Annotated in this window: 17 protein-coding genes; 13 read left to right on the top strand and 4 right to left on the bottom strand. The window is 37.4% G+C overall.

Annotated elements, in window-relative coordinates:
• Window positions 1-5: 5 nt before the first annotated feature.
• The 6 genes from ACFSAH_RS06605 (at window position 6) to ACFSAH_RS06580 (ending at window position 8,822) form a co-directional block, all read left to right on the top strand.
• The gene (locus ACFSAH_RS06605; protein WP_379661922.1) at window positions 6-1,817 is read left to right on the top strand and encodes a RagB/SusD family nutrient uptake outer membrane protein; all 1,812 of its coding nucleotides are present in this window, start codon (window positions 6-8) and stop codon (window positions 1,815-1,817) included.
• Between the two features lie 12 nt (window positions 1,818-1,829).
• Entirely contained in the window at window positions 1,830-3,431 is a 1,602-nt protein-coding gene (locus ACFSAH_RS06600; protein WP_379661921.1) for a DUF5123 domain-containing protein, read from the top strand.
• 273 nt (window positions 3,432-3,704) lie between these two features.
• Window positions 3,705-5,219, top strand: coding sequence for a pectate lyase (locus tag ACFSAH_RS06595; RefSeq protein WP_379661920.1), 1,515 nt, complete (start codon window positions 3,705-3,707; stop codon window positions 5,217-5,219).
• 91 nt (window positions 5,220-5,310) lie between these two features.
• Entirely contained in the window at window positions 5,311-6,729 is a 1,419-nt protein-coding gene (locus tag ACFSAH_RS06590) for a pectate lyase family protein (RefSeq protein WP_379661919.1), read from the top strand.
• The gene (locus ACFSAH_RS06585) at window positions 6,707-7,456 is read left to right on the top strand and encodes a rhamnogalacturonan acetylesterase (protein ID WP_379661918.1); all 750 of its coding nucleotides are present in this window, start codon (window positions 6,707-6,709) and stop codon (window positions 7,454-7,456) included. Before ACFSAH_RS06590 ends, ACFSAH_RS06585 begins: the two co-directional genes overlap by 23 nt.
• A 400-nt stretch (window positions 7,457-7,856) precedes the next feature.
• Window positions 7,857-8,822, top strand: coding sequence for a pectinesterase family protein (locus ACFSAH_RS06580; RefSeq protein ID WP_379661917.1), 966 nt, complete (start codon window positions 7,857-7,859; stop codon window positions 8,820-8,822).
• Between the two features lie 384 nt (window positions 8,823-9,206).
• On the opposite strand, the gene ACFSAH_RS06575 is transcribed toward ACFSAH_RS06580, so the two are convergent.
• Complete coding sequence (locus tag ACFSAH_RS06575; RefSeq protein WP_379661916.1) at window positions 9,207-9,941, bottom strand: DNA-binding domain-containing protein; 735 nt, start codon at window positions 9,939-9,941, stop codon at window positions 9,207-9,209.
• Between the two features lie 491 nt (window positions 9,942-10,432).
• On the opposite strand from ACFSAH_RS06575, the gene ACFSAH_RS06570 reads away from it, so the two are divergent.
• The 7 genes from ACFSAH_RS06570 (at window position 10,433) to ACFSAH_RS06540 (ending at window position 22,751) form a co-directional block, all read left to right on the top strand.
• Window positions 10,433-11,452, top strand: coding sequence for a T9SS type A sorting domain-containing protein (locus ACFSAH_RS06570; protein ID WP_379661915.1), 1,020 nt, complete (start codon window positions 10,433-10,435; stop codon window positions 11,450-11,452).
• 311 nt (window positions 11,453-11,763) lie between these two features.
• Window positions 11,764-15,378 (top strand): pectate lyase family protein, encoded by a 3,615-nt coding sequence (locus tag ACFSAH_RS06565; protein WP_379661914.1) that lies wholly within the window; start codon window positions 11,764-11,766, stop codon window positions 15,376-15,378.
• 330 nt (window positions 15,379-15,708) lie between these two features.
• A complete protein-coding gene (locus ACFSAH_RS06560) occupies window positions 15,709-17,502 on the top strand; it encodes a response regulator (protein ID WP_379661913.1) in 1,794 nt (597 codons plus the stop codon).
• Window positions 17,503-17,730: 228 nt separating this feature from the next.
• The gene (locus ACFSAH_RS06555) at window positions 17,731-19,377 is read left to right on the top strand and encodes a glycoside hydrolase family 43 protein (protein ID WP_379661912.1); all 1,647 of its coding nucleotides are present in this window, start codon (window positions 17,731-17,733) and stop codon (window positions 19,375-19,377) included.
• A gap of 14 nt (window positions 19,378-19,391) precedes the next feature.
• Entirely contained in the window at window positions 19,392-20,390 is a 999-nt protein-coding gene (locus ACFSAH_RS06550) for a pectinesterase family protein (RefSeq protein ID WP_379661911.1), read from the top strand.
• Window positions 20,391-20,638: 248 nt separating this feature from the next.
• Window positions 20,639-21,811, top strand: a complete 1,173-nt coding sequence (locus ACFSAH_RS06545) for a heparin lyase I family protein (protein ID WP_379661910.1) — start codon at window positions 20,639-20,641, stop codon at window positions 21,809-21,811.
• Between the two features lie 109 nt (window positions 21,812-21,920).
• Complete coding sequence (locus ACFSAH_RS06540; RefSeq protein ID WP_379661909.1) at window positions 21,921-22,751, top strand: SMP-30/gluconolactonase/LRE family protein; 831 nt, start codon at window positions 21,921-21,923, stop codon at window positions 22,749-22,751.
• 18 nt (window positions 22,752-22,769) lie between these two features.
• Here ACFSAH_RS06540 and rfbC read toward each other — a convergent pair whose 3' ends face one another.
• From rfbC to ACFSAH_RS06525, 3 genes are read right to left on the bottom strand one after another with little or no spacing between them, the layout of a single operon-like run.
• Window positions 22,770-23,318, bottom strand: a complete 549-nt coding sequence (gene rfbC / locus ACFSAH_RS06535; RefSeq protein ID WP_379661908.1) for a dTDP-4-dehydrorhamnose 3,5-epimerase — start codon at window positions 23,316-23,318, stop codon at window positions 22,770-22,772.
• A complete protein-coding gene (locus ACFSAH_RS06530; protein ID WP_379661907.1) occupies window positions 23,319-23,624 on the bottom strand; it encodes a DUF4286 family protein in 306 nt (101 codons plus the stop codon).
• 27 nt (window positions 23,625-23,651) lie between these two features.
• Window positions 23,652-25,463: a tetratricopeptide repeat protein gene (locus tag ACFSAH_RS06525; protein WP_379661906.1), complete on the bottom strand. Its 1,812-nt coding sequence runs from the start codon at window positions 25,461-25,463 to the stop codon at window positions 23,652-23,654.
• Window positions 25,464-25,710: the final 247 nt, after the last annotated feature.

Below are 25,710 nucleotides of genomic sequence, written 5' to 3'. Positions count from 1 at the left end.
AAAAGATGAAAAAGATTGCAAATATATTATTCACGCTATCGGCACTTACCTTTTTGGGCAGTTGCAGTAAAACCCTGGATGCTCCAACAAAATCTTCTTTGGACGAGTCGGTTATATTCTCCACTCCAGGGTTGGCTAAAGGAACTGTTACCGGAATCATCCAGTCTATGTGCGAAACAGAATCGTACAGAGGGAGATATCTGGTATATTATGGAACCAATACAGATGTTGAAGTTTTTAATAGCTTAAGAACTCCCACAACAGATAAAGCCCGTTTGTCAAACTACAATACAAACGCAAACAATACCGAAATGAATAAAGAAACCAATGTTTGGGCTAAATCTTACGAAGGTATCGAGAGAGCTAATATAGCTATCAGAGGGTTAAGAAAATACGGTAATGTAGAGTCTAATCCAGAACTGGCTCAAATTCTGGGAGAGGTATTGACCCTGAGAGCAGTTTTGTATGGTGATTTGATTAAAGGCTGGGGAGATATTCCGGCAAGGTTTGAGCCTGTAACCTCAGAAACTGCTTACCTGCCGAGAACAGACAGAGATATTATCTATAAACAACTACTGGCCGATCTTGATGAGGCAGCTGGTCTATTGGCATGGCCCAATGAAACATCGGCTACATCATCTGTAGAAACAGTAAATAAAGCATTTGCAAAAGGGCTTAGAGCAAGAATTGCATTATATGCCGGAGGGTATGCACAGAGAATGGACGGGACCATACGTAAAAGTACCGATCCAGATCTGGAAAGTACCAAAATGTACGAAATAGCCAAAAAAGAATGTCTTGATATTATAGAAAGCGGTAAACAAAGGTTATTGGGTTTTGAAGAAGTATTTAGGAAACTTAATGAAGAATCTACTGCCGCTGGTTTAGAGTCTATGTGGGAAATTCCTTTTAGTGAAGGTAGAGGAAGGGTAATATTTGATTTGGGAGTAAAACACGAAACAGAAGATAAATATACAGGACAAAATAAAGGTGGTACAGTAGGACCAAATGCCTTAATGCTTTATGAGTATGATAAAGAAGACGTAAGAAGAGATGTGTCTGTAGTACCCTATAAATGGAAAGATGGAATACAAGATCCTTCAAGTCTGAATGCCTTGTATTTTGGGAAATATAGATACGAGTGGATGAAAAGAAGAGTAACTTCGACCAATGATGATGGACTAAACTGGATATATATGCGTTATTCGGATATTCTATTGATGGCAGCCGAAGCCATAAATGAATTAGATGGTCCGGGAGCAGCCAGTACCTATCTGAAAGATGTTCTGGACAGGGCGTTCCCTTCTAACAGTAGTAAAGTAACAACCATATTGGCTGATGCCACAGTATCTAAAGATGCATTCTTTTCAGAAATAAGACACCAGAGAGCTTTGGAGTTTTGTGGAGAGATGTTGAGAAAAGCAGACCTAATCCGTTGGAACATGCTAAGTGCTCAGTTAAACGTTGCTAAAGAGAAACTCCAAAAACTAGAAGCCAGAGAAGTATACATAGAACACAGTAATGGACTTCCTGATAAAGTATTTAATTATAATCAGTTACCAGCCAAGATTTATTATAAGACTAAAGCAGATGGTGAAACAGTAGAAATCTATGGTTTAAATTTTGGAGATACAGATGTAGCCGGCGCTTCTTATGCATCCAATAAAGCATGGAAACTAGTAGGTGATACAGATAAAGATAAATATTGGGATTGCTTATTTACAAAAGACCCTAATACCAGACAGTATTGGCCTATTTGGCAAGTATTCCTGGATACTTCTAACGGAATGTTAAATAATGATGGTATTAATTTCTAAAGAAACCAAACGATGAGAAATACGAAAATAATAGCATTATCTCTGCTTTTAGCATGTCCAACTATTTATAGTTGTTCAGATAATATTCTTTCAGAGATTACCACTCTCGAAACATCAAGAGCATTTTCCCCATCAGGGTTTGAGGCTACTGTTTTTAACCTGTCCAGTGTGCGTTTAAGCTGGAAATCAGTAACCAATGCTGCTTCATATAGGTTGGAGTTATTTAAGAATGGAAACGAAGACTATTCCGGAGAACCGATGGAAGTAGCAGAAGTAGGACTAACTGAATTGCCCTATACCATTACAGGGTTGGATGAAGGAACAGACTATTCTGTAAGAGTAAAAGCTTTAGGAGAAGGTAATGATGACTCAAAATGGATGTCAATTAAATTTAAAACAGGCGTAGAACAGATGTTCTCTCCTGTTAGTTTATCAGACATTCTGGATAATGCAGTTATATTAAGATGGACTAAAGATAATACACTAACAAAAATAGTTTTAACAGATAAGGATAACAATAGTACGGATTATCCGCTTTCGCAGACAGAACTGGATGCAGGTAAGATAGAGATTGATGGCCTTACCGGAAGCACAGCTTATACCGCCAGAATTTACAGAGAAAGTAAAGTTGCCGGAACAGTTACTTTTACTACTAAGGAGTCCTTATCTGGCGATGTTATTGATTTGAGAAATATATCAGGAGATCCGGATGCATTGACTACTGCACTAACAGATCCCGGACTACAATCAGGAACAACCATTCTACTCAGAAGAGGAGAAACCTATAATGTCAATAATTACACCATTAATAAATCTATTAAGATTATGAGTGGTGCTGCGTTTGAAGGAGACAGGGCAATTCTTAATGTACAGAAAGAGTTTAACTATAGCGGTACATTAGACTTTGTGAAGTTTGAAGATGTAATTCTTAAGCAGGGGGGAGGTGCAAATTATATTATTAATGCAAGTAATGACAATGCGAAAATAACTAACCTTTCCTTTGTGAATTGCGAAACAGCAGGGGCTTTTGCCAACTCGTTTATAAGACTGCAAAAAACAGGTCAGGAGATAAGTACGTTAACCATAGATAATTGTATAATAGGAGATTTTAGCGTTAATAACACCTATGCGATTATATTTGCCAATGGGGCAAATTCTGCTAAGATTGATAATATCTCTATAACCAACAGTACATTTTATAAATTCAGTTATTTTATAAGACAAGACGGTGTAATAGGAACATCTCTAAAAATCAGTAACTGTACATTTGATAACTTTATCCGTAACGGGTATTACTTCGTTCGTTACTCAGCCAATAATCCCAATAATCCGTCCACTTTTGAAGTGAAGAATGTGATTTTTGGAAAAACAATGGAATCAACAAATGCCAAATGGATAGATAGCGCTAACGGGTTACCAGTGATGGAAGGATGTTATTATACAAGCGACTGTGTGTTTTCTGGCAATTCGATTACGCAAAAGAAAGATGCAGGAGCAAAAGAATACTCAGGCACCTCAACAGACTTATTCAAAGACCCAACCAATGCAAACTTTACCATTAAAGATGCAGATTTTGTAGGTAAGTCTACTGCGGGCGACCCAAGGTGGAGATAGCAATTAAATATAGGAGGCTGTCTCATAAACAGGAATTGTCATATTGAGCACTTCGACAAGCTCAGTACAGGCTTGTCGAAATATGCTTTGAGTGGCACTATAGAGGCTTCGACAGAGTTTATCCTGAGCCCGACGAAGGGCTCAGCCTGACAAAAAGCACTAATTTGAGACAGTCTCCTCTTCGTAAGCTACATTTCAAATGCTGAAACAAGTTCAGAATGATGGATGTAAGCGCTTTTTGGATACTTTTATTGATGCTTGTCCAGATTCAATATGAAAAAACTACTTGTAATGTGTGTATTGCTGAGTTTCTTATCGGCAATAGGATGCAAAAAAGATAAAACCACTGTAAAAGAAGAAGAAGGAGGTACCGAAGGTCCTGGTAACGGAGATAGCGGAGGACCTCAACCCGTAGAAGAAACAGCTTATGCCTTCCCCGGGGCAGAAGGTTGGGGTAAAAACACAACAGGAGGTCGTGGTGGAAAAGTGATTAAAGTAACCAATCTTAACGATTCAGGAACAGGCAGTTTAAGAGATGCCATAAACCAGACAGGCAAGCGTATTGTAGTGTTTGAAGTATCGGGTAATATTAAACTGAAAAGTAGGCTGAGCATTAAGAACGGAGATATTACCATAGCCGGGCAAACAGCTCCCGGAGATGGGATATGTTTGCAGGATTATGACTTTGTGGTATCGGCAAATAACGTTATTATCCGTTATATGCGTTTTAGGTTGGGTGATACCAATGTGGCAACCATAGAAGATGATGCTATAGGAGGCAGAGAAACCGAGAACGTAATACTGGACCATTGTTCTATGAGCTGGTCTATAGATGAAGTAGCCTCATTTTATCATAATAAGAATTTTACCATGCAATGGTGTATCATTTCCGAAAGCATGAATAACTCAGGACATCAGAAAGGAGCACATGGCTATGGTGGTATCTGGGGAGGCAGTCCAGCAACGTTCCATCATAACTTATTAGCACATCATAAGAGCAGAAACCCAAGGTTTGACGGTGGAAAAAGATATAGTAAGGGTAGTGGAACCAAAATGGGTAAGTACGGAATAGATAAGGTAGATTATCGGAACAATGTTATTTACAATTGGTCAGACAATAGTGCGTACGGGGGCGAAAACGGAGAATACAATATCGTAAATAATTATTATAAGCCAGGTCCGGCAACCCCTTCCAGCAAAAGCAAAAGAATTATGCAGGTTTCCAAAGACGATGCTACCGGAGCTCCAAATCCAACGGATTATGCACCGGGATACGGAACTTTCTATGTGACCGGAAATTATGTTGATGGAAATGCCACTACAACCAGTGACAACTGGAATGGAGGAATGGATTTTGATCCGGGAATAACCAAAGAAATGGTTCAGAAGCTAATACCTTTTGCTGCGGAGCTTATTGCTGTACATACAGCAGAGCAAGCCTACAACGCTGTTTTATTGTATGCGGGGGCAAGTTATAAGAGAGATGCCGTAGATACCAGGATTTGTAAAGAGGTAAAAGATAAATCGGCTGGTTTTAAAGGAAGTATCTCTGGTTTATCAGGAATAATAGATACACAAAAAGATGTTGGCGGTTGGCCAGAACTAAAACAGACCACAGTTTTATTAGATACCGATGGTGATGGTATGCCGGATGAATGGGAAATTGCCCACGGATTAGATCCTAAAAAGGCAAATGCTAATGGACGTAACTTAAGTACAGCCTATGATAACATAGAAGTGTACATGAATAGTCTGGTTAAAGAGATAACAGAAAAGCAAATCCAATAAATCAATCTTATAAGGGGAGACTTAAGAGGGATATCATGAATGATGAACGATAAACGGGTTTAAATGATGAACAATAAACGATGAACTTTTAATGATGAATGATGAAAGAGACACTATGAATAATGATGAACTATTAACCATGGACTATAGGCCATGGACCATGGATAATGGTCTAAACAAACTAATTCTTCTGATAGGTCTGTTACTTGCTTTTCATTCGTCTTATGCGCAAACTCTGTCTTTTCCCGGGGCAGAAGGTTTTGGAAAATATACCTCTGGTGGCAGAGGGGGAAAGGTTATTTATGTAACCAATCTAAACGACTCTGGCGATGGCAGTTTGCGAAAGGCTATAGCTACCAAGGGCCCCAGAACTATCCTGTTTGCGGTAGCCGGGAATATAGAATTGGAATCACCTCTAAACATCAATAATCCAGATGTTACCATAGCAGGTCAGTCTGCACCAGGCGAAGGTATTTGCATCAAAAACTACTCATTAAATGTAAAAGCAGATAATGTTATTATCCGCTTTATGAGGTTTAGGATGGGAGATGAAAAAGGCTATGAAGGTGATGCCATCGGGGGAAACCGTCATAATCAAAACATCATCATAGACCATTGCTCTATGAGCTGGGCTACTGATGAATGTGCTTCATTCTATCATAATAAAAATTTCACCATGCAATGGTGTATTATATCAGAAAGTCTTAACCAATCGGTTCACGCAAAAGGAGCGCATGGTTATGGAGGTATCTGGGGAGGCGAAAATGCGTCCTTTCACCATAATCTGTTAGCTAATCATAACAGTCGTAACCCAAGATTTAGTGGTTCATCAACCACTTTAAACGGAGAGGATGAGTTGGTTGAATTTGCTAATAATGTTATTTACAATTGGGGGATGAACAGTGCTTACGGAGGCGAGAAAGGAAAGTATAATATGATTAATAATTACTACAAACCCGGTTTGGCTACCCATCAGGCCAGACGGAACAGGTTGGTAGAAGTATGGTCGCCCTACGGTCAGTTTTACATAGCAGGCAATTTAATAGAGGGTAACCAGCAAGTAAGTGAAAACAATTGGGATGGGGGAGTACAGGGTAAAGCACCAGACTCGGCAAGGGTAAACAATCCGTTTAAAACAGACAATATAACCCTACAAACTGCAAAAGATGCCTACCTCAGCGTGCTGGCAAAAGCAGGAGCCAGTTATGTAAGAGATGCTGTAGATGCCCGAATAATAGAAGAGGTAAGGTTAGGAATATCACAGAACGGAAAGAATAAAAACGGGATTATAGACTCACAAAAAGATGTTGGCGGCTGGCCTGTTTTAAAAGACGGTAAACCAGTAGTAGATACAGATAAAGACGGTATACCAGATAGCTGGGAAAAAGCAAATGGATTAAACCCAAATGACCCTGCTGATGCGGTAAAGTTTGACGAAAAGGGCTCTGGGTACACCTACTTAGAACTTTATTTAAACAGTTTGGTTAATGAGAAAAGTAAGCGTAAATAGGCCCGTTTTATTGCTGTTGGTATTACTGTTAACTTCATTTAGTACAGCACAGAAGAAGATAAAGATATATTTAGTAGGAGACTCTACCCTTGCACAAAAGGCTAAATATAAATATCCCGAAACCGGTTGGGGAGTCCCTTTTACCTGGTTTTTTAATCAGAATGCAGAAGTAGATAACAGAGCGCAAAACGGTAGAAGTACCCAGTCTTTTATAAATGAGGGACGATGGACTGCTATCTTAGATTCATTGAAAGCAGATGATTATGTTTTGATCCAATTTGGGCATAATGATGAAGTACCTACAAAAAAATCAGCAACTACCCCTGCTCAGTTTCAGGAAAACTTAAAGAGATATGTAAACGAAACAAGAGCGAAGAAAGCAAATCCTATCTTAATAACACCGGTAGCCCGTAGAAAATTTGATACCCACGGAAAAGTTGTAGATACACATAAAGAATATGCACAGTTGGTAAGGAATGTTGCCCACGAAATGCAAGTCCCTTTAATAGATCTTAGCGAGAAAAGTATGCTGCTATTACAGGAGTTTGGCGAAGAGAAATCTAAGTTGTTGTTTTTACACCTGAAAGAGGGACAAAACCCCAATTACCCTGAAGGAGTTAAAGATGATACCCACTTTAATGAATTGGGGGCCCGCTATATGGCAGAGTTGGTTGCAAAAGAGTTAAAGGAGATAAAATCACCTTTGGTAAATTATATAACAAATTGAGAATTAACGATGTTAAAGCTGCGGCAGAAGAGCTTTTGACAGAGATCCCTCCACTGCGGTCGGGATAACGTAAAAGGAGGGAGCAGGAGTTCATCTTGAGCGAGCTTGCGAGTCGAAAGATCTGTTTCAAATTCTTGCTGTCAGAATCACTGATTTAAAAGATTACACTGATACAAGTGCACTATACTTATCAAATCTGTGAAATCCAATAATCCTGTATAATCCGTGATTCAGATAAATAGAAGGTAGTTCATCATTTAACCAGTTAAAGTTGGAGATCCCTCCATGGTGGTAAGGATGATAGAGAAAAGGAAACCAGAGCAATGAATAATAGGGAGAAATGATTGGGATAATGCAATTATATACTGCATTCTTGTAAAGAAGATACTATATAAATAAGATGTATAAAATTAAGACACTTGGACTGTTACTTGTATTAATTTGTAGTGTAAGCCAACTATTTGCAAACAACTACGATTTTATAGTTGATGGGCAAGGAGAGGGAGACTTTAAGACCGTACAGGAAGCCATTAACGCAGTTCCCGATTTTCGGAAAAACCCAACCCTTATCTTTATTAAGAACGGTATATACAAAGAAAAGCTAATATTGCCCGGTTCTAAAAAGAATGTGAAGCTTGTAGGCGAAAGTGCAGAGCATACAGTCCTCACCTATGACGATTACGCTTCCAAGAAAAACAAGTTTGGGGAAGAGATGGGAACCTCAGGGTCGGCATCCTTTTATATTTATGGAGATGGTTTTACTGCAGAGAATATTACCTTTCAAAACTCGTCAGGTCCCGTAGGACAAGCCGTAGCCGTACAAATAATAGGAGATCAGGTACGTTTTAAGAATTGCCATTTCCTGGGCTTCCAGGATACTCTATATACTTATGGGCGTGGTACCAAACTATTGTTTAATAAATGTTATATAGAAGGAACTACCGATTTTATTTTCGGGTCTTCTACTGCATTTTTTAAGGAATGTGAGATATATTGTAAGAAAGGAGGTTCGTTTATTACTGCCGCATCCACTCCTGATACCGTAAAATACGGTTATGTATTTAAAGATTGCAAAATTACAGGAGAAGAAGGGGCATCCTACTATTTGGGAAGACCCTGGAGGCCTTACGCAAAAACGGTTTTTATCAATTGCGAATTAGGAAAACACATTAAACCGCAAGGTTGGGACTTTTGGGGAAAAGAATCTAATAAGCAAACTGCTTTTTATGCTGAGTATAAAAACATAGGAGAGGGATTTAAACCAGAACAGAGGGTTAATTGGTCGCATCAATTAACGGATGAGGAAGCAAAGTATTATACCGTAGCTGAAGTTTTGGGGAATGGGTTCTTTGAAGAAGGGTTTTAATGATGAACTATGAATGATGATGAAGTAATGATAAACTATGAACTATGAATGGGGAATGATGGACAAGAACTGCTTAACGATGAACTTCTGGTTTCAACATCATTTCGATTGGAGCATAGCGGAATGGAGAAAACTGTATAAGTTATGATGTATTCAGCTAAGGAGAAATGATAAGCTAAGGGAAGAAACCATCAACTGATAATATATTATAGAGTAAGCATTCAATACCGAATGGTTACGATGACCCCAATCGGTCGGTTACGATGACCCCAATCGGTCGGTTACGATGACCTCAATCGGGCGGTTACGATGACCTCAATCGAGCGGTTACGATGACCGTAACCGTTCGGTATTATTAAATGTGTCTGTTTGCAAGCTTTATTATTATCCTATTACAGTTAGTTCTTTATCAAAAATAGCGGTGCGTGGTTCTTTTAATGTATAGTTTATTGTGTACTGGGTTGTAATTTCTAAACGATAATTTCCAACATCCAAATCAGGGATAATAACCATTATTTCTGAGGGGTTGTTAATTACTATATCTTCCGCAGGTACTGGTGTACTTACCAGGGTCTCCAGATTGATGAAGAAGACACCATTGGTTAAATTATCGCCAGAAACTCTTATCTTCTGTCCAATGATTTTGAGGTTACGGCCTGGTGTTAGTAAATCGTTAATGGTACCACTCTTTTTATCTTCTACCTGTAAAATAATGGCTGTTGTATCTGCTAGACCCAGTATATTTACTTCAATATTGCGGATTTCTGCTCTTAAGCGGTCACCCTGTGCAAAACGGAACATCAGGTTTTGTTTACGGAGATTAAAGTTTTCGGTAGGACTGTCGAAAACACCTTTAATAGTTACCGATGCCGTGAAATAGCCTGTATTTACCGAAAAGCCATCGCATAGCTGATAAGCCATTTCTTTTAAGAATAACTCGGTAGCATGTTCCATAGCAGCGGCTGATACATCTGCACCGCCCCGGTTTACTGCTTCGTTGCAGATTTGTTTTACGTTCAACGATCGCTCACTTATGGTACGAGCAATAAAATCGTTGGGTTTGTCTTTGGTTAAAAGATTATCATACAGATAAGCTTTGATTTTGTGTAATACTGCCATGATTTATAAAGTTTATGTTAAAAATTAAAAAGGCTTAAGACACAAGATAAAAACGCAAGTGATTGACGTTAGCTTTTTATCTATAACTGGTTGTTATAAATATATAAATAAACTCTAATAATAAAAAATTATGTAATATGAAATATTGGAAGAAGGGGAATGATGAACTGGTTTAAATGATGAGCTTTTGAACGATGAACAAATAATGAACTTTTTAATGATGAACGATAAACGAAAGACGATGAACTATAAACAATCCAACTTTGGTCTCTAGTCTTCATTAACCTATATCGTTCCCGGCAACGATTGCGTGGATTTTGTTTTGTAAATGCTTCATTTTCAGTTTTAAACTTGCTAAAATTGATTGACCAATTAATGAAGAAGAGACATCGTATTATGATTTAGATTATTCTATTTCTACAGTTATAATGTTAAACCAATTAAACACATATGTTATGAAAAAACTTTACTTTTCAATTTTATGCTATCTTATGTCTATAACGTTTTATGTTAAGGCACAAGAATTAACTTTTGATGTGACTGCGGAATATTTTCCCATCACGGCAAATACTACATTTAATGATTATACACAAGGAGGAATAACAATAGGAGGGGGAGCAAGTGGAAGTATAGCAAGGGTAGATGGGGACTATAAATATATAGAAATAGGGAAAGGAACCGCAAAGTATATTTCTATTACATCTGTTAGCGATATAAAGAAAATTACTATTTATTATAGAGGAGCCGGGAATTCTACGGAATCTAATCCTATTATTACTTATGGAAATGATGCGAGTGCAACTAATACATATACAGATAATAGTGTTAAAACAACTGTACCGGGGGCAGAAAAATCTTTTGTTTTTCCTGCTAATACAAAGTATATCAGGATTAGTAATGGGCTTGATGCTACTGATGTAAATGCAACTACAAGAGTTTACAAAATAATTGCGGGTTTCTCAGAGTATACCCTCCCCCTCAACTTCCTTTCTTTCACGGCAAAACCTAACAATCAAAATAGTTCAGTAACCTTGAACTGGCAAACTACTAACGAGGTAAATACCAAAGAATTTGTTATTGAAAGAAGAACGGAAAGCACTGAGTTTAAGCCAATAGATACTAAAGTCAGCAATAATACTTCGGGGGTGCATCATTATACTTATACTGATTATAATGCTCTTTCAGGAAAGGCTTATTACCGTTTGAAGCAGTTGGATCATGATGCTAAATATCAGTATAGTGATGTGGTTGTGGCTGAACTGAAAAAGGGGCCTGTACTTTCTGTATATCCTAATCCGGCACAAGATGTATTGAATGTACAAATTGGGGACAAGAGTATAACTGCTTTACAGATTTTAAATACCCATGGCCAGAAAGTGCTTTCTATTCATGTTTCTGAAGAAGAAAGCAGTAAGGCTATTAATATAACTTCTTTGAATGCGGGGGCTTACATTTTACAACAGGTGGCTGGTACTATAGTTAAAGACCGGTATAAGTTTATTAAAGAATAGGTTATGCAGCCTTTCATTAATAAGATAGGAGTTCGATTATAAAAAAGCTATGAGCGTAGTGCCAAAAGAGATTGCTTCGTCATGTATTTGAACCATTTAGGTTATCCCAAACTTGTTTCGGGACCTTAAATACAGTTGTTTGGCTCTGTGAAGAGACCCCTGAGGTAAATTCAAAGCTTGCTCCAATTACTGGAGGAGACAACTAAGATAGTCTCATGGCTTTGTTATGCCTGTTGTTAACCTGTTTTGCAGTTCTTTTCTATTACAATTAGAACCTATTATATCAAATAAATCACTCAAAATAATCAAGTATGAAAAAAATCAGACAGTTAATCTATTTCTTATATTGTTTTGTGCTGTTAGGAATAGTAACACCCTTAAAGGCACAAGATGCTTATTGGACAGAAGGTTTTGAAAGTACCAATATAACCGGTTCATCGGGCAGTGCTTATACTACCCCTACGTCTATTACCACAGAGACAGGGAATTGGACATTTTACTATGCATATAGGGCAGGGAGTTTTTGTGAGGGATCAAAAGGCTTGCGCTTACTAAAAAGCCAAAATGCTTATGCTGTTACGCCTGTTTTACCGGATGGACTTAGCAGGTTAACTTTTAAAGAACCAGCCAATCAGGTACGCACTTTCCATATTTATGCTACACCTACAACTTCTGGCGATATGGACTGGAAGCTGTTAACTACTGTAGTAACTAATAGCAGTAATACCGCCTGTACCAATCTATATGAAGTAAATACATCAAATTATGCTTCTGTTATTGCTCCAGCTGCAATAAGGAGAATTAAAATTGTAAACGAAGGAACGGGTGATGCTAATTTAGATGTGCTTACTTTGTACAAAGCAACCCAGGGAGTTAGCTCTGATGTTGAAGTTTTGTCTTTCAAAATAAACGGACAGATAGGGCAGGAAAACATCAGTTATGGCAATGGAACAATAGATATAAATGTTGCTTCGGGAACTAATCTTAACACAGCGCCAACTGCTATTACATTATCCAGTGGTGCTACTATTACTCCGGCCAAAGAGGTTGTTCAGGATTTTAGTTCGCCTATAACTTATACTGTGCTGGCAGAAGATGGTACTACAACTAAAGACTGGGTAGTTACGGTACATCAGATTTTATCGTCGGAGAAAGAGATTACTGATTTTAAACTATCAGCAGATCAGATAGGTAGTGCTGCTGTTAATTCTGCATCAGCAACTATATTGGTAACTATGCCTATAGGGATTTCTGTTACTAACTTAATACCGCTTACACTGGGGGTTTCTGCCCATGCAACTGTTAATCCTGCTATTGGGGCAGCTCTTGATTTCTCTTCAAATGTTGTTTATACGGTAACTGCACAAGACGGTACCACTAAAAACTGGACGGTCTCTGTAGTATTTGTAGACCCTAATCAAACATTTACAACTTACGAAGCCGAAGATGCCGATTTTACAGGGAAAGTAGATACACAGCATGCCGGTTTCTCAGGATCGGGGTTTATTGATTTCTTATCGGGAGGAGATAATCAGATAACTTTTGCAGTCTGTCAGCAAACTACAGGGGTACAAACTATGAAAATCCGTTATGCCTTTGCAAAGGATGACGACCGTACGGCTGAACTTTATGTAAACAATGTCTTTATACAAAATGTATCTTTCCCTAAAACGGGGGCATTATTTACAGATTGGAGCGATGTGCTTGTTGCGGTAAATTTACAGGCAGGGGTTAACAATATTCAGTTAACCTGGGATTTAACAGATGGACCTAATCTGGATAAGATAGAGCTTTCTGGTGCTCCATGTACGTCGTATACTGTTAATGTAACCACAGATAATGAAGGTATAGTGAGTTTTTCTCCAAAAAGAAGAGGTAATAAATATTATGATGGTGAAGAAGTAACCTTATTGGCTGAGGAAAAAGCAAACCTTAAGTTTTTGCATTGGGGAGGTGATATCCTGGGTACAGAGAATCCTAAAACATTTAATGTAGATGGCAATAAAAACATTACCGCTCAATTTCAGCAGATACAAACTTATAAGGTAAATGTAACTGTTAACGGAATAGGAGAAGTAAGCTTATCTCCTGCAGGGGGCGAATATACTGCGGGTACAGAAGTTACCCTTACAGCAAAATCTATTCTGGGTTCAACATTTGAGAATTGGGGAGGAGCTTTGTCTGGTAGTACAGCTGTACAGGTAATTACTGTTTCTGATAATAAGAACATTATAGCAAACTTTAGCAGTGATGATATTCAGATTGATTTTAAAACACCTGTAGGTTTTGCAGCAGCTAATGGCGATGGTTTTAACGGGCCAACTACAGGTGGTGATGCTAACGGAATAGGTACAAAAAAAGATACGGTTTATATTAACGGACCATCTGAGTTTGATAAACTCTGCCAGATTCTGAAAGACAGAATAAAATATAAAGGAATAAGCAATAACCCTTTAACTATTGTACTGGAGACCGGTGTTTACCCAGATGTTCCTGCAAATGGTATTAGCGTTTGGGGAAATCACATGCTGGATATTCAGGAACAGGCTAACCTAACTATTATTGGAAGAAAAAACGTGGTATTAAACTTTGGTATCAATGTTAAACGAAGCCAGAATATCATTATCCGTAATATCACATTCCAGGATTATTATGATGACGGAATCAATATTGGAAATACCGAAACAAACCATATATGGGTAGACCACTGTACCGTGGGGCATCCTACAACTATGCCTGTTAACACAGAGCACCCTGATGGAGGTATTGATATTAAAGATGGAGCAAGCTATGTAACAGTATCATGGACTATTTACAGAAACAGCTGGAAAACAGGATTGATAGGCCACTCGGACAGTAATGGAGCTAAAGATATAGGACGCCTGAAAGTAACTCATTACGCCAATCATTATTTACATACCAATTCAAGAAACCCAAGAGTCCGTTTTGGCGAAGTACATGTTTTAAATTGTTTAGGAGAGAATATTATGCTATACGGCATTGCAGCATCAAATCTGTCACAAGTATATGCAGAAAATAACTTTTACCTGAATAGCCGGTGGCCAATGTATGCAGACAGAGCTTCGGCAGATTTTAATGCATTGTATCAGCCAGGTAACGATGCTACGTTTTCTTCAAAAACAGGAAATAAAGTAGCAACGGGGTTGAAACAAATAGGTAATGAATATGATGACTCTGGATTACCGGTAATTACTTCGAAGATAAATCCTGCAATGTTGAACCCTGGTGGACGGTCAGTAAAGTTTGATGAGTTTAACCCAGAGCAGGTTTTTGATCCAAAGACATACTATTCTTACACCGCTTTTCCAGCCTCGGCAGTAAAAACCCTGATACCTATGTTTGCCGGAGCAGATAAAATAGATTGGTTTCCTAACGAGACACTGCCTATTGAGTTTACAGACTTTAAAGCGCAGGTAGAGAAAAGTACAACAGGAGTACAACAGGTAAGGCTAAGCTGGAAAGTGCTTAATCAGGATAAAGCAGATAGGTTTGAAATAATTAAAATACAACAAGATAGAGAAGAGGTTGTACAATCTGTAAAAGCAGATGGAAGTGCGTTTTACACTGCTATAGATAAACAACCTTATGATGGTACCAGTTATTATAAACTTAGACAGTACGATAGAAATGGAGAGCGTTTTGAGAGCGACTTAAAAGTTGTTAAGATAGAAGGTTTAAGCAATCTGACTTTATATCCAAATCCGGCAGAAGACTTTGTAATGATAGGAGCCAACACAGGAAGCCAAATTAATATATATAGTATTGATGGTAAAATAATGCAACAGGTTAATGAGACCTTAACCAATCAGGTAAAAGTAGATGTTTCTGCCTGGAAACCGGGGGTTTATTTAGTAGAAGTTGTGTTTGAAATGAAAAAAGAAATCTTTAAGATGATTAAGAAGTAGAGTTAATTAATACATTTTAGTTTATAACAAGGGGTTGTATCAAAAGAACCTTGTCATCCCGAACGCAGTCAAAGGATCTCTTTAAGAAGTGCTTAGAAAAGAGATTTCTCGTCGCTGTACTCATCGAAATGACAATGTCCTTATTTTGATGCAGCCCCTTTTTTCGTTATTATCAAAAGATTATGAAGTACTTTTATGTCTGTCAGAAAGTTCCTGAAATCAAAGAAACATAATTATAGGAATAATAAAAATATTATGTTTTATTTACCAGATAAGAATTAATATATTGAAAGGTATAAGCTGGTTGGCTTTGCCTAATTTCAAGCAACAATGATTACACTCTCCAAAAAGATAGAGGGCTTTATAGGAAAGATGGTGTCACGGGAAACCGACCCGATAAACCAGGCCCGGGTACGTATGCTGTTTTATCTTCTTGTAGCTTATGCTGTATTTGGGTTAACATTAATGTTTGCGTATTTCTATAATTATCAGTTTCTGAAACTGATAAGGGCAAGTACTATCTTTTTCTTCTCTTCCCTTTTTATAGTATTTATGTACTATGCTAATGTATGGCGGGCATTGTCTCATGCCGTACTTATTTTAATGACATTATTGGGAGCCTGGGGTAATCTGTTAATTTTTGTGCATGGTATAAATGCAGCTACGCTGCAATATATCTGGATGGCATCTGCTTTGGGCTTTTTCATGAAAGGGCCAAGATGGGGGTGGTTCTACTCCACATTAAATTCGCTGCCCGTTATTATAGATGTGGCATTTACAGATAAAGATTACTTTTTATTAAAGGTTGCTCCGGAAGTTGTAGTAAAACCTGTTTATGTCTATGTATTGCTATTTGATTTCTTCCTGATTACCTTTCTGCATTATTTCTTCTTTAAAGCGTATAGCAAGAATATCAATAACCTTACCCAAACTAAGAACGAACTGAAGGAGACAAACCTAAAACTAAATGATACCATACAGAGTGTAAACGAGCTGTCTAATGCCCGTATGGAGTTTTTATCGACCATGTCTCATGAACTGAGGACACCGCTAAACGGAGTAATTGGACTTACAAATGCACTTATTGCACAATCTCCGAGGAAAGACCAGGAAGAAACCTTATCTGTGCTTAGGTTTTCCGCAGAGAACTTACTTCATCTGATTAATGATATCCTGGATCTCAATAAATTAGATTCGGAGAAGATGGAACTGGAATATGTACCTTTTAACTTGAATCAGTTAATAAAAAACATATACGCCAGCATAAAGATTAAAGCAGTAGAAAAACATATAGATATACAATTGCATCTCCCAGAAGAACTGCATGATAAATATTTGTATGGCGATCCAACGAGGCTTACGCAGGTTTTACTCAACTTATTGAATAATGCTATAAAATTTACCGAAAAAGGAATAGTAAGCATATCCTGTGAGATCCTTAACCAGACAAACGATAAAGTGAAGATTAGGTTTCTGGTAGAAGATACCGGAATAGGTATAGAGGAAAACCAACAAGAAAAAGTTTTTGAAGCATTTGTACAGGCTTCGCCAAGTATCAGCAGACATTATGGAGGTACGGGTTTGGGGCTCTCTATTGTAAAAAAGGTTTTAGCGCTTTATAACACTACTATAACACTGGAAAGCAAACCTAGCGAAGGCACCCGGCTTACATTTGATATAGAGTTTCCTTATACCACGGTGCTGTTGGTCCCCAGTTATATATTGCCAGAAGCTGTATTAACAGGACTTTCGAATTTAAAAGTGCTTGTTGTAGAAGATAATGCAGTCAATGTACTTGTTATGAAAAAGACATTGGAACAGCAAAACATTAAACCAGATATAGCAGAGAATGGGAAAATAGCACTGGATAAAGTTACGTCGAATAATTACGATATCGTTTTTATGGACTTGTTTATGCCTGAAATGGACGGTTACGAAACTACTAAAAAAATAAGAGAGCTTGCAGATAAGACCAAATCCAGCGTACCCATTATTGCCCTTACCGCCACTGTAAATGATAAGGTAATTAATGAAGTGTTAAGTGTAGGTATGGATGGCTATATAGCAAAACCTTTTAGGCCAGAAGATTTATTTGGGCAATTGCGGAAAGTAATGGGAAGATAGTTGGAGTCCGGAGTCCGAAGACCGGAGTTGGATTGTTTATAGTTCATCATTATTCGTCTTTCGTTTATCGTTCATCGTCTTTCGTTCATCATTCCTCGTTCAAAAGCTCCTCATTTAAAACGTTGCCGGCATCGATTGCGTAGATTTAGTCCCTGTATTTTTTAAGGGTTATCGCTTAATTCCTTAGACTTGTATTAATTGTAACCCTATTAATTACTAAGAGTCTAAATGGAAATCTTTAAGAAAGGACTTATTTTATTGACGTTGGCAACTCATCAGCTGCTTGCGCAAGAAGTAGAGAAGTCAGCAAACTATTTATCTAAGGTATGGTCTCCGGATTTAGGTAACGGGAAATATAAAAACCCCATTATAAATGCAGACTACTCTGATCCGGATGCCATTAGGGTAGGGGATGATTTTTATATGACCGCATCTAGCTTTAACCATGCCCCCGGCTTACCCATTTTGCATTCGAAAGATTTAGTAAACTGGACAATAATTAATCATGCCTTGCCACAGCAATACCCTACAGCTGTTTTTAATAAAGTTCAACATGGTAATGGGGTATGGGCACCTTCTATAAGATATCACCAAGGTGAATTTTATATCTATTATGGCGATCCTGATTTTGGAATCTATATGTTAAAAACCAAAGATCCAAAAGGGGATTGGAGTGAGCCGGTATTGATTTTTGAAGGAAAAGGATTGATAGACCCATGTCCTTTCTGGGATGAGGATGGTCAAGCTTACTTGTCTTTCGCCTATGCAGGAAGCAGAGCGGGGTTAAAAAGTGTAGTTTTAATTGCCAGATTAAACGAAGCCGGAGATAAAGTTTTAGATAAAGGAGTAGTGGTTTACGATGGTCACGAGCTTGATCCAACTATTGAAGGAACCAAACTGCATAAACGAAACGGATATTATTATATGTTCGCTCCTGCAGGTGGCGTATCTACCGGATGGCAATTGGTATTAAGGTCAAAAAGTATCTTTGGACCTTTTGAAAGAGGGGTTGTTATGGATCAGGGAAAATCTCCAATTAATGGCCCGCACCAAGGTGCCTGGGTTGATACTCAGACAGGTGAAGATTGGTTTATACATTTTCAGGATAAAGACGCCTATGGCAGGGTAGTGCATTTGCAACCTATGAAATGGGTGAATGATTGGCCCGTAATAGGTATAGAAAAAGGGAAAAAAGGGACAGGGGAGCCAGTATTGGAATACAAAAAACCAAACGTAGGTAAAACCTATCCTATGGCTAACCCTGCTGAATCTGATGAGTTTGAAACCCCACTTTTAGGCAAACAGTGGCAATGGCAGGCAAATCCGGATGGAACATGGTTAATGCCAGGTAACAACGGTGCTTTAAGACTATACACTAAAAAGATACCAGAGGGAACAAAAAATCTATTAGATGTACCAAATATTCTAACACAGAAGTTTCCTGCCGATAACTTTATGGCTACTGCCAAAATAAAACTGAAGGGTAACGAGAAAATAGATAACGAAAGAGCTGGTTTTGCTGTAGTAGGAGAGGATTATAGTCAGCTATTTATTAAAAATACCAAGCAAGGGCAGAGTCTGATTTTTGGTGTTTGTAAAAAGGGACTAACTACCGGTAAAGAAGTAGAACAACAGATTACTTCTATTAAACCAAATGAATATATTTATCTGAGAGTAAAGGTTACTGATGGAGGTAAATGTAACTGGTTTTACAGTTTAGATGATAAGAAATATACTGGGGTGGGAGATACTTTTGTAGCAAAACCAGGTAAATGGATTGGTGCAACATTAGGATTATATGCCATTAGAGATACACAAATCAATGATTCTGGTTATGCGGATGTAGATTGGTTTAGGGTTGAAGCTGTGAAATAAGAAAAATTTTAGATATGAAAGGTGTTATAAGTATCATATTTATGGTTTTTGCAGGGTTTATGGGTGTTGCGCAAACGACTGATAATAGGTTCGAACTGGTTGTAGCACAGGATGGATCAGGTGATTTTAAGACCATACAGGAGGCGGTAAATAAAGTTAGAGATCATGCAGAGAAACGGGTAACTATTTTTATCAAAGCTGGTGTTTATAAAGAGAAAATAGTTATTCCTTCTTTCAAAAGAAATGTGACTTTAAAAGGAGAAGATAAAGATAAGACAATAATTACTTACGATGATTTTTCTGGTAAGCCTTTTAGAGGAATAGATGTAACAGGAAATGCAAAATTTAGTACCTATACATCCTACACCGTTTTAATAGCTGCTAATGATTGCAGTTTAGAAAATCTTACCATAGAGAATGCTGCTGGACGAGTTGGGCAAGCAGTGGCTTTACACACCGAAGGAGATCGTATAGCTGTAAAAAACTGCAATATTCTGGGAAATCAGGATACTTTGTATCTGGCAAAAGCGGGAACCAGAAACTATCTCGAGAACTGTTTTATTAATGGGACAACCGATTTTATCTTTGGGGCAGCTACCGTCTATTTTTACAATTGCACTATAGAAAGCTTAACCAATTCATACATCACAGCAGCTTCTACGGTAAAAGAAAATCCATACGGTTTTGTATTTGTAAACTGTAAGCTGGTAGCTAAAGATGCTTCTGTTAGTAAAGTGTTTTTAGGTCGTCCGTGGAGACCTTACGCTCAAACTGTATTTATCCATACAGATATGGGAGCACACATTGTGAAAGAAGGATGGAACCCATGGAAAGGAGATAAGCAGTTTCCTGATAAAGAAAAAACGACCTATTATGCGGAATATGGAAGTTTTGGAGAAGGCGCAAAAGATCTTTCGCAAAGAGTGAGCTGGTCTCACCAACTTAAAAAGACCAACATCAAAAAATACAGTATAGAGAAAGTTTTAAACGGATGGATGGTTGATGGTCGATAGTTCATTGTTTATCGTTATTCGTTTAAAAAGAGTTCATCCATTCATAGTTCATCATTCATAGTTCATCATTCATCATTTATTGTTCATCGTTTATCATTCATAGTTCAAACGCTCATCATTCAAAAACAAGGTCAATAATTTAATCAAAATTGAAAGTAATTAGCATAATTTAGAAATAGGAAAAAGTCTTTTTGGGATAGCTTTGATTAAACTAAATCTTATTGTTATTGTCTTATCCCAAAAAAATTATGAAAACAAGAGTCCTATTTTTATTAATTGCTCAGTGCTTTGGATATTATATATCTGTTCAGGGGCAGGGTTTAAAACCCATCTTAACGCGGGTAAATGTTCAGGCAGATACTGCAAAAAAAGCAGATATAATAGATAACGAGTGGGTAGCAGTAGGGATTAACAGACCTTACGCCGTTCAGTATGATTATACTCACTTATTTAATGGTAAACCATCTTATCGGTTCGAGCTTAAAAACGAGGATAATTCTTTAGAAGGGTATGCAAAGGGTGATACCAAAGGAAGAATAGAGTTTTCTTATTGCTATGCTACGCATGATGATTTTGCAAGTCTTCCTGTAAAGAGTTTTGCTAATGCTCAGAAATTAAAAACCGTTTATCATTACGGAAAAGGAGCAGCTCCACAAGCCAGCTCTAAAAGCTATACATTTTCTATATATGTTCCGTCTGACTTGCCAGAGAATGTGTCTTCAATTTTTGCCCAGTGGCATGGTATGCCCAACCGGACTTTAGTTTCTACTCCAGAAGGGGAGATAAAGACTTTAAGTACGGAGGAGTTTATTGATTTGTATGATAAAATGATCTTTAAAAAGAATATTGCTCACGACAAAGTGGAAAAGAAAGATAAGGATGGAAACGTGGTGAAAGACAAGAATGGTAATATTGTATATACAGCGGGCAAACCTAATGGCTGGCTGGTTGAACAAGGAGGTTATCCGCCATTAGCTTTTGGTTTTTCAAAAGGATATTTTTATATCAAAGCCAATTCTGATAGTAAATGGTTAACAGATAAAACGGATAGAAATAATGCCGACCCTACCAAACATGCTATTATGGAAGAGGTAACATCGGATTATAAAACATCAACAATTGCTTATAAAATGCCTTTTAGAGAGTTTCCAAAGGATTGCTGGGTTACTTTTTTAATAGATATTGATTGGACAAAGTATGGCAAAGAGGCAAATAATGTGGTTAAACCGGGTAAGCTGGATGTGAATATGAACTATACACAGCGTGGGAAAATTGAACGTAAACATATTGTGAATAATCAAAAGATATTGATTGGTCGGAATGATGACGATGGTTATTACTTTAAGTTTGGTATTTACAGGGTAGGTAGCAGTGCTCCGGTATGGTATAATCTGGCAGGTTATAAAGAGCATACGAAATAAAAAGCTAAACAGACTGATTATGGTGCAGCTGATGTAAATATGGCTTAATAAATAGCTGGTTTAGTTTAGTACAGGTTTTGTATCTTTAGAGAAATCTATTAAACACGAAATGGAATTTAAGAAAACTTTATTGTCTACAGCATTTGGTCTTATAACTGTGTTTTCGGCCAATGCTCAACATTCTTTGGAGAAAGTATGGGAAACTAAAGAAACCATTCCGGTGCCGGAATCTGTTCTCATTCATGAGAAGACAAAAACTTTATATGTGTCTTTAATTGATGGTGAGGGAAATGTGAAGGATGGTATTGGAGGTGTGGGACAGTTAAATATGGATGGTTCTGTAAAAAACCTGAATTGGATAACAGGTTTAAATGCACCAAAAGGATTGGGAATGTATAAAGACAAAATGTATGTGGCAGATTTAGATGTTGTGGTGGTGATTGATATAAATAAGGGAAAAGTATTAGAGAAACTGGAGGTACCTGATGCTATTTTCTTAAATGATATTACTGTAGATAGTAAGGGGACCGTATATGTTTCTGATACCAGAAAAGGCTTTATTTATAAAATAATAGGTAACAAAGTGGAGCTTTATATGGAGAAAGTGAAAAGTGCTAACGGACTAAAGGCTATTGGGACAGACTTGTATGTGTTGGCCGGACCGGAATTATGGAAGATAAATGCAAATAAAGAAATAACTGTTATTGCTAAAGGATTTGAAAAAGGCGGCGATGGGATAGAACCTGTTGGTAATGGTGATTTTTTAGTAACCTGCTGGCCAGGTATCATATACTATGTTAAGGCTGATGGTACTTTTGAGAAAATGTTAGATGTACAGGGGAAAATGAATACGGCAGATCTTGCTTATGATGCAAAAAGTAAAATGTTGTATGTCCCTACATTTAATGCAAAATCTGTAGTGGCTTATAAACTGAAATAGAACTTTGAAAGTCCCTTTTTAAAAGGGACTTTCAAAGTGTTTAAAGTTACTCAGCTGTTTATCTTTATCTGATAAGATAACTTCGTTGTTATCTATCTTCCAGTCAATATTGAGGACTTTATCATCCCACATTACGCCAATTTCTGAGTTTTTATCATAGAATCCTGTTACCTTATAGGTAAATATGGTTTGATCTTCTAAAGTTACAAAGCCGTGTAAAAAACCAGGAGGTACCCAAAACATACGGAAATTGTCGCCGGTAAGTTCTACTGAATAATGCTGACCATAAGTAGGTGAGTCTTTTCTAATATCGACCGCAACATCCAGTACTTTACCCTGTATCACTCTTACCAGTTTTCCCTGCGCAAAAGGGTTTGCCTGTGCATGTAAACCTCTTAAAGTGCCTTTTTGTGAGAATGATTGGTTGTCCTGTACAAAGCTGTAGCTTATTCCAAATTCTTTAAAAAGCTTTTCGTTATAGCTCTCGTAAAAATATCCTCTATCGTCTTTCCAAACTTTAGGTTCGATAATAAGAAGATCTTTTATAGGGGTTTCAATAATATTCATTTAAGGTTGGGTAAGTTCTAAAACACTGGAGAAAACGACAATTTTCTCTGGAAACTGTTTCATTAATCTATGATGCAGTTCGGGTAAATATTCATTTCTGTAAACTTCCAGATCTGCAGGAGAGTGTGCCGTATATTGTGCGCAATAGGTTACTCCTTCGTTTACAGGTTCGGTTAGTCTGAAAAGTTTGGCGTCAGCAAATTTATTGGAAGCCAGAACAGCAGGCATATATATATCATGCATGAAGTTGTAGAAATCCTGATGAACGCTATCTTCTACAATAGAAGTGACATTAAAGATAATCATTCGGCAAATTTAAATTACTTTCTTGTATTACAGAATATCTCCGCGTAATAAACGATATCTTGTTCTGGCATCGGCTACAAAAAGACTTCCCGGAAAGTTGTTTATAAGCTGTTCGAAATATTGAATAGCCTTGTTTTTATCGTTCAGATTGTCCTGATAAATGATGCCTAGAGAATAAAGCGCATCATCTGCCCAGATACTTTCAGGGAAGTCGTTTATCAGCTTTAAGAAAGACTGTGTTGCCAGTTCAAAATTATTCATAGAGAGGAATATTCTGGATTTAGAGAGCATAACATCGTCAGTTAAAGATGTTCCCGGATAAATTAAGAGAATGCTGTCCAGTATAGGCAAAGCTTTTTCAAATTGTCTTTGTTCTCTAAAAAATTCGGAACGGGCGTACATATTTAGTGCTGTATTGGTACTGTCTTCTTCCAGATGTTCCTGAATAATCAGGCTTAAATCCAGGGCATCATTAGCGATAAGTTGAGACGTGGATGCTTTAAGAACATCCAGTTGCGCTTTAGCCCATTTGAAATCGCCATTATAAAAAGAAAGCCTGGCGTTCCTAAATTTAGCTTCCTGTCCAACCGGTGTGTTAGGGTTAGACTTCTCGATCTGGCCATATAGCAAAGAGGCCTCCCAGGGATTGCCTTTTAATATGTTTACATCAGCAAGGTCAAATTTAAGATTGCTAATTTCATCAGGCCTTAAAGCTTTGAATTCCAAAGCTTCCAATAATAGTTTTTCTGAGTTTTCGGTATCGTTCAGGTAATTGGCTTTAATCTTTGATAGTTCTCTGATAGCGAATAAGGTGCGTTCATTTTTTCCGTATTCGGCAAGTAAAGTTTCATAATCTTTTGCCAATACCAGAGCTTTATCTTTGTTAAGTCCACTTTTTTCTAATTGCAGTTTCTTTACGTTTAGTAATGCTATTTTAGCATTTACATAATAGGGAGAATTATTCCCTTTGGATAAAATGTATTCGAGTCCTTTTTGGGCATTTTCGAAATCGCGGTTATCCATCAATATAGAAATAATGTCATATACTTTTGAACCATTGCCATTTAAACGGCTGTCTAAAGCTATAAACTGATTCAGAGCCGATGGATATTCTTTAAGCTGCATATAAGTCCATCCCAGTAGCTCATAGAAGTTGGTAATTGCCGGGGTGTTTTTCTGCACTCTCTTAAGTAAAATGCCTTTTAGTGTTTTGTAGTCCTCATCATTTTCATAAGTTCTTGATAAATTCATCTTTGCAGTAGGCAGATAATCTTCTCTGCTTTCCAATAGATTAAGTATTTCCTGGGTAAGCTGGTCTTTCTGACGTAAATATCTATGCAGGTTAATGAGCTCGTAAGAGAATAACGAATGATTGTTTAGCGCTTTTCTGCCGTTTAAGAATACTTTTATGGCAAGTTCGTAATCTCTTGTCTCAAAAAAACTATTGGCCAGTTGGCTAATGGCAAATTCGTCGGCAGGTAAATTCTGGACAACATTGTTGAGTAGTTTATTGTATTCAGTATTGTTCCCCTTTTTCTGATATACTCTGGCCAGAGTTAGCAAATACTGGCTTTCTTTAGGATTATCTTTAACAGCCTTTTTAGCAATCTTTTCTGCCTCGTTAAAGTCATTTAACGCTAACAGGGTTTTTATATAATTATCAAGGATAATTTCCTTGAAATCGGTATCAAGATATAACTTCTCATATAGGGTTTTGGCCTGTGCGTAATTGCCATTTATAAAAAGTTGATTGGCAGTTCTAAAATTTTCCCTATTTTGGGAAAAGGAAGGTAATACTCCCAAAGATAGCACCAATATAATTGACAAGATTTTTTTCACAGTGTATTAAAATATAAAACTTTTTTAAATTGGTACTAACTTAACTTATTTGTTACTAAAAATATTGTTAAGCCATAAAAAGTTTTGGTTATTTTGATAGATTGTAAATAGGATACCACATATTATCGCAATTGGATTTTTTGGAGAAAAGAAGTAGGTTGTTATATCTGTTCACTGTGTTCTCATTAGTGATGGGGGGATGTATTGATAATTCTTCTCACAAAAGAATTGCGATTGAGACATTTTT

The organism is Pseudopedobacter beijingensis, assembly GCF_042678145.1.
GTDB lineage: Bacteria > Bacteroidota > Bacteroidia > Sphingobacteriales > Sphingobacteriaceae > Pseudopedobacter > Pseudopedobacter beijingensis.
This window is presented reverse-complemented; position numbering and strand designations above follow the sequence as displayed.